The following is a 10929-nucleotide window of genomic DNA, read 5'->3' on the forward strand; positions in this document are numbered from 1 at the left end:
AGATGCCCTTCGGCGGCACGGTCACGACGACGAAGGCCGACGTCGAGTCGATCGACTCGGAGCCCTCGGGTCGGTTGGGAGTGTCGAGCCGCGGCGGCCTGTGCGCGCGATTGAGCAATTCTGGCTTCCGTTCTGGTCTGCGTTCGTGTCGTTTCACACACGTTCGGTGGTGATATGGCTCTGTATCAATTCGTCGCGCATCACCGATCGGATTGAAACAGGGAGAGAACCCGGTTCTACCGGATGGAACAAACCGCGAGTTCTACGAATGAGTGTGTGGTGACTCTCGAATCCATTGTCCTGTACGACACGAACTCCCCTCCCCGCCAGGCGTACGACACGCTCGACACTGTCGGCGTCGGTGCAGCGCTCACATACCAACGCGAGACTGTCGGTCATCCACTGAAAGTCGAGCCCGGAAATCCCGCGTCGAGCATCCCAGCGGCTTACAAAGATACAACATCGGCAAGGTTCTTTTGGACGGTAATCATAAGAACCATCGATCGCCGTCTCCAGCCTGTTACAGAAGTGACCGCGAGTGCTACTCGAACAGATGCTATTCGGTCGATCGAATGACTCCGCGTGCCGGGTCGAACGCCTTTGCCCTACTCGTATCCGACTCGGCGACGCGAAAAACCCACTGTTCACCGACTCGGCGATTGTTTCACGAGGCGGAACGGCGGCGCCCGGACAGAAGCGTTGCGCCGAGTGCTCCGACGGCTGCCAGACACAGCACCAGTTCCGATCCGACGCCGATTCGTGTCGCGACGGTGAGGGATTGTCGCAGTACGACACTGGACACCAGCACGTCAGGGGTGAACAGCGGCGTCTGCTGCAGAACGTGTCCGTCGGGCGACACGATCGCGCTGACGCCGCTCGTCGCCGCCACCACAACTGTTCTCCCGTGCTCGACGGCGCGCACTCTGGACATCGCGAGTTGTTGGTAGGTCATTTCGGTGTCACCGAAGGTCGCGTTGTTGGTGGGTATGGCGATGAACTCTGCGCCCGATCGGACCGATTCCTCGAGGGCGCGATCGAATGCGACTTCGTAGCACGTCGCTATTCCGGCCGCTATTCCCCCGGCGCGTACCACTCCATTTCCGTCGCCTGGGACGAAATAACCCGCTCGGTCGGCATATTCCGAGAACAAGCGGAAGAAACTTCGGAATGGCAAGTATTCGCCGAACGGTTGAATTATCTTCTTGTCGTGCCGCTCACCGGGCCCATCGGTACCGTTCCACGCAATCACCGAATTGGTGTTCGTGCCATCGGCATTGACCAGTACGGTGCCGACGAGAATCGGAGCCCCCACGGCCACCGACGCCTCTGTGATGAGAGTCGCAGCGTCGGCATTTCTCAACGGATCGATATCGGACGCATTCTCGGGCCATACGACGAGATCCGGAGCAGGCTGCCTGCCGGCCTCGACGTCAGCGGCCAACGTCATCGTCTCCCGCACGTGATTGTCCAGCACCGCTCGCCGCTGTGCGTTGAAATCCAGACCCAGCCGCGGAACGCTTCCCTGGACCGCCGCGATCGTCACCGTCCGTTCGTCGCCCTCCGGTGCAGCGTTGCTGTGCAGCGTCGGTAGCAGCATCAGCGCCACGATGGACGCCACCGTCGTTGCGGCGACCGGTCCGAGGTACGAACGCACTCCTCCTCGTCGACCGACCGCGAACAGCAGAGCAGCCGCTCCGGTTCCGGTCAGCGCCACCCCGAAACCGAGCAACGGTGCACCCCCGATGCTCGCCAAGGGAAGCAGCCAGCCCTCGGGTTGTCCGAATGCCAGTCGACCCCACGGAAAGCCACCGAAGGGAACACTCGATCTGAGCCATTCGGTCAGGCTCCAGGCCAATGCCATGGACAACGGCCACCATGCACTCCGTGCCGCCAACACCCCGAGCACTCCGAACAGGCCGACGAAGACCGATTCGGCGAGGGCGAGCGCCAGCCAGGGCATCGGTCCCACGTACACACCGATCCATGGGAGCAGCGGAACGAAGAATCCCAGGCCGGCGGCACAGCCGTAGCCGAATCCCGCTTTCAGCGATACCGAACCACGGCCGCCGAAGCCGGTCAGAACGAGGGCCAGCAGCGCGATACCCAGCGGTGCCAGGAACCACAGGGTTCGCGGCGGAAAGCTCGCGAATATCAGCGCACCACCGGCAACTGAGAGCGCAGTGGACAGTGCGGCCCGGCGCAGCCGCTCCGCCGATGACACCACCATCTCGACACCCGAAGCGGACTCAGTTCTCATGGATGACCTGTCCGCGATGCACGGTCATCGAGCACCGTGGAGCCGTGGACGACGGGTCGAGACCGGGCAAGGGGGATACCCCCGCGCGTGGGTCCGTCGACCACCGTTGCACGCTGTCCTTGGGTGCTCGGACGACGAGCTCGTCGACCTCCCACACCGCAAAGGACGCGGGAGCCCCCGGCACCAATGTCCCTGCCAATCCGTCTCGGACTCCGCCCGCGCGCCATGCTCCGCGGGTGGAGGCCGAAAACGCTGCCCGGGGCGAGATGGCACTGCCCGGCGTGCGGTGATCGACCGCCGCCCTGACCGTCGCCCACGGATCGAGTCGGGTGACCGGCGCATCCGACCCGAACGCGAGCGACACCCCCGCCGACGCCAAGCGCGCGAACGGATGCAGCGCCGACGCCCGGTCTGCGCCGAGCCGTGCCGAGTACAACCCTTCCGTGCCGCCCCACAGTGCGTCGAACATCGGTTGCATGCTGGCGATCACGCCCCACGACGCCAATCTGTCGGCCTGTTCGGGTGCGACCATGGCCAGATGTTCGAGCCGGTGCCCGCACGCGGCGACGGCAGGAGTTCCGAGTTCGGCCACCACCTGCTCGAATGCAGTGACGGCAGCCGAAATCGCCGCGTCACCGATGACGTGGAAACCAGCCTGCACTCCTGCCGTCGTGCACGCCGAGATGTGTGCTGCGATCGCATCGACGTTCTCGTACGACACGCCCGATCCGGCATCGTCGGCGTACGGCGACGACAACCATGCGGTCCGCGACCCCAGCGAGCCGTCGACGAAGATGTCGCCGGCCAACCCGTGGGCACCGGTGCTCTCGAGAAGCTGTCGGGCCTGCTCGGCCGTCTCGACCAGCTCGCCCCAGTATCCGCGCACCTCCACTCCGTGTCGGGTGGACATCAGTTCACGGAAGTCGTCGATCCCCGACACGATCGGACCGGCACATTCGTGGACAGCGACGATTCCCTGCGCCGCAGCACTGTCGAGCGCAGCCGTTCGAGCCCGATCCCGGGTATCGGCCGTCATCATCGACCGCGCGGTCAGCCTGGCAAGGTGATGAGCGGCAGCGGTGAGCGGAGACTGCCCCGCGAAGCCGCTGGTCGATTCGATACAGGCGGCGGCAACGCGCAACGGCGTCGAGACGGCGGCCGAATGCGCATCGATGCGAGCGAGATACACCGGGCGCCCGGGCGCGGCCGCATCGAGGTCGGCTGTCGACGGTGCGCGACGTTCGGGCCACTCGGTTTCGTCCCACCCGTGTCCCCAGACGAGAGCGTCCGACGACGACGATGCGTGGTCGGCGAGCACCCGCATACAGTGTTCGAGCGAGATACAGCCGGACAGATCGAGTCCGACCAACGACAGCCCCAGGTCGGTGACGTGCACGTGAGTGTCCACGAACGCCGGTGCCACGAAGGACCCGGCCAGATCGGTGATGCGGACCCCTGGGTGGAGCGCTCGCCCGGTGCGATCCTCACCGATCCAACTGACGATTCCATCGGTCACGGCCATGGCGGTGGCGTCGGAAGCCATCGGACTGTAGATCCGTCCGCCGCAGAACAATTCGGTGGTCACGAACGACCAGTCTGCCCCTACCGGTGTGGCTTCCGGAAATCCCCACCGGCGGGATCGAACCGGTCCGCCTCGATCACCTGTCCCTCGAGGATCAGCGCAGAACCGGATGCATTCGGCGCGCGAGTACTCCTGTCGACGTCATCGTCGAGGATCTCACCGTCGATGACGGTGGGGCGCATGCGCCGGGTCGCGGTCGCAACCTGCGGCAACCAGCGTGCGGCGGCCCACATCACCGCTGGGCGTAGCAGCCACCTGGTCGGCGGGATCATCAAGAGCAATCCGATCACCGTGGTCACCAGACCCGGCACGAACATCGCGACCGACCCTGCGGCGAAGAGAGCTCCATCGGCCACGGCTCCGCCGGCCGATCGTTCGCCTCTCGATGCCCTCTGCAGACCGTCCAACACGCGTCTGCCCTGCGATCGCACCAGCAGTGACCCGACCAGCGATCCGCCGATCAGCAACACCACTGTCCAGAGCACACCGAGTGCGCTTCCCACGGCGACCAGCGCTGCGACCTCGACCACGACATAGAGTACGAACAGAGCGAGCATGACGGTCCTTTCTTCGCTTCATCGGTACAACGCGCGGGGCATCGAAATCGCTCCCGGTGTGACCGGTTTGCCGGGAGATTCTCAGGAACCCGGCCGCACGAGTCCGGTTTCGTACGCCAGCACGACCGCCTGAACTCGATCACGGACACCCAATTTCGTCAGAATTCGGCCGATGTGGGTCTTGATCGTCGCCTCGGACAGATGCAGTGCGGTCGCGATCTCCGCATTGGACAAGCCGGTCGCCAGGTGCACCAGCACCTCGCGCTCACGGCCGGTGAGAGCGTCGAGAACGGAGGCGTCGGTGGTCGACGGAGTCTGTGCGACGAACCTCGAGAGCAAGCGCTTGGTCACCTTCGGTGAGACGACGGCGTCGCCTGCGGCCACGCTGCGAATCGCGGAGACCAGGTCCTCCGGTGGAGTGTCCTTGAGAAGGAATCCACTGGCCCCCGCCCTGAGTGCACCGAGGACGTGTTCGTCGAGATCGAAGGTCGTCATCACCAGAACCTTGGCGTCCGAACCGGATTCGGTGATGGTGCGGGTAGCGGTCACGCCGTCGACACCGGGCATCCGGACGTCCATCAGCACCACCGCCGGTGCCAGTCTCGCTACGGCTTCGACGGCACTTGCCCCGTCGGCCGCCTCCCCCACCACCTCGATGTCGTCCTGCGCCTCGAGCACCATGTTCAATCCCATGCGCATGAGTTCCTGGTCGTCCACGACGACAACGGTGATCGACACCGACCCAACCTAGCCCTCACTCGATCGGCAGTGTCGCCCGCACGAGCCAAGTGCCGTGTGGCGTCCGACCCGCATGCAGGGTTCCTCGAAGCACCGCTACTCGCTCACGCATTCCGAGCAGTCCGTGCCCACCGCCGTCCGCGGACGTCGGTGCGCCCGAGCCGGTGCCGTTGTCGGAAATCTCGACGGTGACCGTCTCCTCCTCGCGAACGACCTTGACGACGGCGCGCGGCGCATGGCCGGCGTGCCGGAGAACGTTGGTCAGCGATTCTTGGACCAACCGATGAACTCCGAGGCTGATCGCCGGGCTGATGTCGTCCAGATTTCCGGTCTGTTCGAGTTCGACGTTCAACCCGGCCCGACCCATCATCTCGACGACACGCGCCAGTCCCGCTGTCCCGTACTGGGGCATGTCGTCCGAGTCGGGCGACGTCCGCAGCAACGCGACCGTTCGACGCAACTCCGCGAGCGCCGACCGGCCCGTGGCGGAGATGTTGGCAACGGCCTGCTCTGCACGCTCGGGGTTGCGTCTGATCGCATACGAGGCACCGTCGGCCTGGACCACCATGACACTGACGCTGTGGGCAATGACGTCGTGCAGCTCGCGTGCGATGCGCGTGCGCTCGGAGATCACCGCTTCTTCGGCGCGTCTGTCCCTGTCGTACTCGGCCACGACGAGACGGGCCTGCGTCGCTTCGTCGTATGCCCTGCGGGCACCGAGAAATTCCGCCGCAACCCACGACAGCGCGTACATCAGCGCGCTGAACAACAGCGTCGTGAAGACCGGTTGGTCGAACAGGTACAGGCTCGCGGCGGTGTACGCAGCGAGCGCGACGGCATAGATGCCGGCCTGGATTCGACCGACGTACGCAACCAGGGTGTAGAGCATGATCGGCAGGGCCAGAGCGGCCGGGTGACCGTTGTACGCATCGCCCGCCAGGCTGCCTGCTGTGTCGGAGGCGAGCGCGGTGACGAGAGTGAGCGCTGCGATCGAGCGCGGCAGACGGCGCCGCCATGCAACGGGAATCGTCAGCACGACCGAGAACACCAGGAACAACGGTGCGTTGAGACCGTCGACCGAGCTGACGAACACCAGAATGTCGAGGACGAACAGCCCGGCCGCCAGCAGGGCGTCGGCCACGAACGGCTGCCCACGGAGCCACAGACTGAATCGACGCATGTGATTGAGTTTGCCGTATGACTGCTGCCGACTGGGGATTGCTGATGGTCGCTGCCACGGCCGCCGGTTGGGTCGACGCCGTGGTGGGCGGAGGTGGTCTCATCCTGCTGCCCGCCATCCTTCTCGTGGCCCCTCAGCTGACGCAGCAGGCGGCGCTGGCGACGAACAAGGCAACTGCCGTGTTCGGTACCGTCGCTGCCGTCGTCACCTTTTCGCGGAAGGTCCCGCTGAACTGGCCGGTGCTGATTCCGGCCGCCGTCCTTGCCGCCGTGGCCTCGGCCGCAGGCGCTGCTGCGGTGTCGTTGATCGATCGCGAGCTGTTCATCCCGATCATCATGGTCGTTCTCGTCGGTGTGGCCGTACTGGTCACCTGCCGTCCGACCATCGGCCGAACGGCGGCACCGTCGCCGCCGACCCATCGCAAGGTTCTGATCGTCATCGGCTGCGCAGCCGCCGGAATCGGCTTCTACGACGGCATTCTCGGGCCCGGCACCGGAACGTTCCTCATCATCGCCTTCGCCACGCTGCTCGGTACCGAGTTCGTGCGCAGCGCCGCGATGGCCAAGGTGATCAACGTCGGGTCCAACGTCGGTGCCCTCGCCTTCTTCGCGGTCACCGGCAGCGTCTACTGGCAACTCGGAGCGGTCATGGCGGTGTGCAACGTGTTCGGTGCCGTCCTCGGGTCGCGTACAGCGGTCGCCCGCGGTGCCGGATTCGTGAGAATCGTCCTGCTCGTCGTGGTGGTGGGGATGGTCGTCCGACTCGGATGGCAACAATTCGGCTAGCGTCTTCAGGCGTGACGAGACAATCGGATCGGTCGGTCGACGCCGACTTCCTGGCTCTGCCCCTGCAGGCCCTCGCGGACGCCGCCCTGAGCACGGCACGGACCGCCGGGGCAACGCACGCCGATGTTCGCGTGCAGCGCTCGACGACTCAGTCGATCTCGCTGCGCGACGGCTCCGTTCAATCCGCAGTCGACGCCGGGGAGATCGGTCTCGCCGTGCGGGTCGTGGTCGACGGGACCTGGGGTTTCGCATCGCACGCCGAACTCGGCACCGACGCTGCCGCAGCCACGGCCCGGAGCGCAGTCGAGGTGGCCACAGCGCTGCGCGCACTCAATCGTGAACGCGTGGAACTCGCTGCCGAGCCGGTGTACTCGAACGCAACGTGGGTGTCGGAGTACGACATCGACCCCTTCGAGGTACCCACCGCCGAGAAGGTGTCACTGCTCGCGGAGTATTCGTCCCGGCTGGCCGCGTCGGATGGCGTCGACCACGTCACCGCCTCGGTTCTGCAGGTCAAGGAGCAGTCGTTCTACGCGGATCTGGCCGGCAGCAGCATCATTCAGCAGCGGGTTCGACTCCATCCTCAGTTCGAGGCCACCACCGTGGATCGATCCGCCGGTGCGTTCGAGACCATGCGTACCCTCGCGCCACCGGTCGGACGAGGCTGGGAGTACCTGGGTGAGAACGGCACCTGGGACTGGGCCGACGAGCTTGCGCAAATACCCGAATGGTTGGCCGAGAAGGTGAAGGCACCGTCGGTCGTGGCAGGACCGACGGATCTCGTCATCGATCCGACCAACCTGTGGCTCACCATTCACGAATCGATCGGGCACGCAACGGAATACGATCGGGCCATCGGCTACGAGGCCGCTTACGCCGGCACCTCGTTCGCGACTCCGGACCAGCTGGGTACGTTGCGCTACGGATCGCCCATCATGCACGTCACCGCGGACCGAACCGAGGTCAACGGTCTGGCCAGCATCGGCTGGGACGACGACGGAGTGGCATCGCAGAAATGGGATCTGGTGCGCGGCGGGACGTTGGTCGGCTACCAACTCGACCGAGTGTTCGCCCCGAAACTGGGTCTCGAGCGGTCCAACGGGTGCTCGTACGCCGATTCTGCGCATCACGTGCCGATCCAGCGTATGGCGAACGTGTCGCTGCAGGCCGACCCCGACACCGATCGATCCACAGCCGACGTCATCGGTGAGGTGCAGGACGGCATCTACGTCGTCGGCGACAAATCATGGTCGATCGACATGCAACGGTACAACTTCCAGTTCACCGGCCAACGCTTCTACCGAATCCGCAACGGCGTGCTCGACGGCCAGGTGCGTGATGTGGCGTACCAGGCGACCACCACCGAATTCTGGGGTTCGATGGAACTGCTCGGTGGACAGTCCACGTGGCGACTCGGCGGCGCATTCAACTGTGGCAAGGCCCAACCCGGGCAGGTTGCCGCCGTCAGCCACGGCTGCCCCGTCGCGTTGTTCCGCGGCGTCAACGTCCTCAACACCCGATCGGAGGCAGGCCGATGATCGCTCCGCAGCTCGTGATCGAACGTGCACTCGCCCACGCGAGTGTCGACGACACCATCGTGATCGTCACCGACTCCAGTGACGCAACGTTGCGGTGGGCCGGAAACTCCATGACCACCAACGGAATCGCCACCTCGCGTCGTTGGGAGGTCATCTCGATCGTGCGCGGGGCGGACGGCACTCGAGTCGGTACCGTGTCGTCGACGAGTGTCGACCCGGACGACATCGAGGCGGTGGTGCGGGCGAGCGAATCGGCAGCACGATCGGCAGAGACCGCGGAAGACGCGATGCCGCTGCTGCCTTCGGATTCGGTCGGGTCCGCCTCCGGATCGGAGAACTGGGACCGCAGTGCGACGCACACGTCGATCGACGTGTTCGGTTCGCTGGCAACGGAATTGAACGTCGGATTCGACGGCGAGGACACGCTGTACGGATTCGCGCAGCACACCGTCGACAACGTCTGGCTCGGAACCTCGACCGGTGTGCGCCGTACGTTCACCCAACCCACCGGATCGGTCGAGATCAACGGCAAGCGATCCGGGGCGAGCGCCTGGGTGGGCACAGGAACAACCGACTTCCAGGACGTCTCGGTCCGAACCATGTTGGCGGAACTGTCCACCCGACTCGGCTGGGCCCGAAACACCGTCGAACTGCCCGCCGGTCGGTACGAGACTCTGCTGCCCCCGTCGGCGGTGGCCGATCTGATGATCTACCTGATGTGGACCATGGAAGGCCGTGGAGCGCAGGAAGGCCGCACCGCTCTCTCGCGGGCCGGGGGAACGAGAGTCGGTGAGAAACTCACCGACCTGCCGCTGACGCTGTACTCCGACCCACGCGCATCCGGACTCGAGTACGCGCCGTTCGTGATCGCCGGCTCGTCGAGTGATGCGGTATCGGTGTTCGACAACGGCATGGACATCGAGCGGGTCGACTGGGTGCGCGACGGTTCGGTCGCGGCCCTGTCCTACCCGCGTGCCGCCGCGCAGAAGTTCGGGGCACCCGTCGCGGTGCCGGGCAACAATCTCGTCATGACCGGCGGCACCGATACTCGGCTGGACGAGATGGTTGCCGCAACCGAGCGGGGCCTGCTGCTGACCACTCTCTGGTACATCCGAGAGGTCGATCCCACCTCGCTGCTGCTCACCGGGCTGACCAGAGACGGGGTCTACGCCATCGAGGACGGTCGGATCACCGGCGCAGTGAACAACTTTCGCTTCAACGAGAGCCCGCTCGATCTGTTGCGACGCGTCACCGAGGCAGGCGCAACGGAGGCGATACTGCCGCGCGAGTGGAAGGACTGGTTCACTCGCACGGCGATGCCGCCGCTACGCATCCCCGACTTTCACATGTCGTCGGTGAGCGCCGCGCAGTAGGGCTCGGTAGCGCGACCTACTTGTCGGGGCCGGAGAGCTCGAGTGCGATGTTGTCGGGGTCGCGGAACTCCACGATGGACAGTCCGGGCCCGGCGTCCTTGATGCCCTCGTGCGCGATACCCAACTCGTCGAGTGTCTTCACGGCGTCCTCGAGGGCGGCGCGGGTGTCGACGGTGAAACTGAGGTGATCGAGTCCGCAACGGTCCTCGGCGAATGTGTCGTCGCTCGGTGCGACCGGGCGCAGACCGAGCAGGCCACCACCGAATTTGTAGATGACGCCGCCGAAGAGGAACCACAGCGCCTTCTTGGTCTCTTCGTCCGCGTCGGGATCCCAGGCGTACGCGACGTCGAAGCCGAACACCGAGTCGTAGAACGACCGGGACCGTTCGATGTCGCTGACGGTGAGGCGAACATGGTTGTAATCGGTCACTGCGATTGGCACGTGGTGCTCCATTCCGGCAGCAGGGGAAGCTGCCTCACGAAGCATTCGGAACCGCGCATGCGAACGATGGCACCGCTCGCAACTCAGGCGGCGGTGATCGCCAATCCGACGGAACCGCTCTTGCCCCGTCGCAGCACACTGCCCTTGACCGTGAGCCATCCGATGAGTCCGTACTTCGACGCGATCGCCGAGCGAGCCTTCTCCGTCTCGGCCGCGTCGAGAATCTCGGCCCGTGCGTCGACCGCGTCGCCCTGAGGGTTACCGCGCATGTCGCACGGTGCCAGCGTGACTGCGGGGTTGCGGCGAATCCGTTTCACCTTCCACGAATCGGCCACCGTCCAGACCAGCAGCCGATTCCCGTCGAGGGCACCCCACAGCGGAGTCGGAACCCCGGTGCCGTCTTTCTTGAACGTCGTCAGCAGTACGTACTTGCCTTTGGCAATGTCTTCGAAGGTGGCAGCCATACTGCTCAGAATA

Annotated in this window: 10 protein-coding genes; 3 read left to right on the plus strand and 7 right to left on the minus strand. The window is 65.3% G+C overall.

The window, feature by feature from the left end; translation table 11 throughout:
- Positions 1–664: 664 nt before the first annotated feature.
- The 5 genes from lnt to CH296_RS22135 form a co-directional block, all read right to left on the minus strand.
- Positions 665–2227: an apolipoprotein N-acyltransferase gene (lnt, locus tag CH296_RS22115; RefSeq protein WP_094648001.1), complete on the minus strand. Its 1563-nt coding sequence runs from the start codon at positions 2225–2227 to the stop codon at positions 665–667.
- Between the two features lie 19 nt (positions 2228–2246).
- The gene (locus CH296_RS22120) at positions 2247–3800 is read right to left on the minus strand and encodes an amidohydrolase (RefSeq protein ID WP_094685933.1); all 1554 of its coding nucleotides are present in this window, start codon (positions 3798–3800) and stop codon (positions 2247–2249) included.
- A gap of 59 nt (positions 3801–3859) precedes the next feature.
- Positions 3860–4396, minus strand: coding sequence for an FxsA family protein (locus CH296_RS22125; protein ID WP_094629971.1), 537 nt, complete (start codon positions 4394–4396; stop codon positions 3860–3862).
- Positions 4397–4477: 81 nt separating this feature from the next.
- Positions 4478–5134, minus strand: a complete 657-nt coding sequence (locus tag CH296_RS22130; protein ID WP_045195171.1) for a response regulator transcription factor — start codon at positions 5132–5134, stop codon at positions 4478–4480.
- Between the two features lie 16 nt (positions 5135–5150).
- Positions 5151–6314, minus strand: coding sequence for a sensor histidine kinase (locus CH296_RS22135; protein WP_094685767.1), 1164 nt, complete (start codon positions 6312–6314; stop codon positions 5151–5153).
- Between the two features lie 17 nt (positions 6315–6331).
- On the opposite strand from CH296_RS22135, the gene CH296_RS22140 reads away from it, so the two are divergent.
- From CH296_RS22140 to CH296_RS22150, 3 genes are read left to right on the plus strand one after another with little or no spacing between them, the layout of a single operon-like run.
- Positions 6332–7099, plus strand: coding sequence for a TSUP family transporter (locus tag CH296_RS22140; protein WP_032398089.1), 768 nt, complete (start codon positions 6332–6334; stop codon positions 7097–7099).
- Positions 7081–8637 (plus strand): TldD/PmbA family protein, encoded by a 1557-nt coding sequence (locus CH296_RS22145; RefSeq protein WP_094682772.1) that lies wholly within the window; start codon positions 7081–7083, stop codon positions 8635–8637. The genes CH296_RS22140 and CH296_RS22145 overlap by 19 nt, the downstream gene beginning before the upstream one ends.
- Positions 8634–10010, plus strand: a complete 1377-nt coding sequence (locus tag CH296_RS22150; protein WP_094685768.1) for a metallopeptidase TldD-related protein — start codon at positions 8634–8636, stop codon at positions 10008–10010. The genes CH296_RS22145 and CH296_RS22150 overlap by 4 nt, the downstream gene beginning before the upstream one ends.
- 16 nt (positions 10011–10026) lie before the next feature.
- Here the strand turns inward: CH296_RS22150 and CH296_RS22155 are convergent, their stop codons facing one another.
- Both CH296_RS22155 and CH296_RS22160 read right to left on the minus strand, forming a co-directional pair.
- Positions 10027–10452 carry a VOC family protein gene (locus CH296_RS22155; RefSeq protein ID WP_032398478.1) on the minus strand — a complete coding sequence of 142 codons (426 nt, stop codon included), beginning with the start codon at positions 10450–10452 and terminating at the stop codon, positions 10027–10029.
- Positions 10453–10535: 83 nt separating this feature from the next.
- Positions 10536–10916, minus strand: a complete 381-nt coding sequence (locus tag CH296_RS22160; protein ID WP_032398086.1) for a PPOX class F420-dependent oxidoreductase — start codon at positions 10914–10916, stop codon at positions 10536–10538.
- Between the last annotated feature and the right edge of the window lie 13 nt (positions 10917–10929).

The organism is Rhodococcus sp. 14-2496-1d (genome assembly GCF_002259365.1).
Lineage (GTDB): Bacteria > Actinomycetota > Actinomycetes > Mycobacteriales > Mycobacteriaceae > Rhodococcoides.

Excerpts from the sequence above, each read along its gene's own strand:
- lnt (WP_094648001.1), bottom strand. The coding sequence starts at position 2,227 with ATGGTGGTGTCATCGGCGGAGCGGCTGCGCCGGGCCGCACTGTCCACT.
- CH296_RS22120 (WP_094685933.1), bottom strand. The coding sequence starts at position 3,800 with ATGGCTTCCGACGCCACCGCCATGGCCGTGACCGATGGAATCGTCAGT.
- CH296_RS22125 (WP_094629971.1), bottom strand. The coding sequence starts at position 4,396 with ATGCTCGCTCTGTTCGTACTCTATGTCGTGGTCGAGGTCGCAGCGCTG.
- CH296_RS22135 (WP_094685767.1), bottom strand. The coding sequence starts at position 6,314 with ATGCGTCGATTCAGTCTGTGGCTCCGTGGGCAGCCGTTCGTGGCCGAC.
- CH296_RS22140 (WP_032398089.1), top strand. The coding sequence starts at position 6,332 with ATGACTGCTGCCGACTGGGGATTGCTGATGGTCGCTGCCACGGCCGCC.
- CH296_RS22145 (WP_094682772.1), top strand. The coding sequence starts at position 7,081 with ATGGCAACAATTCGGCTAGCGTCTTCAGGCGTGACGAGACAATCGGAT.
- CH296_RS22150 (WP_094685768.1), top strand. The coding sequence starts at position 8,634 with ATGATCGCTCCGCAGCTCGTGATCGAACGTGCACTCGCCCACGCGAGT.
- CH296_RS22160 (WP_032398086.1), bottom strand. The coding sequence starts at position 10,916 with ATGGCTGCCACCTTCGAAGACATTGCCAAAGGCAAGTACGTACTGCTG.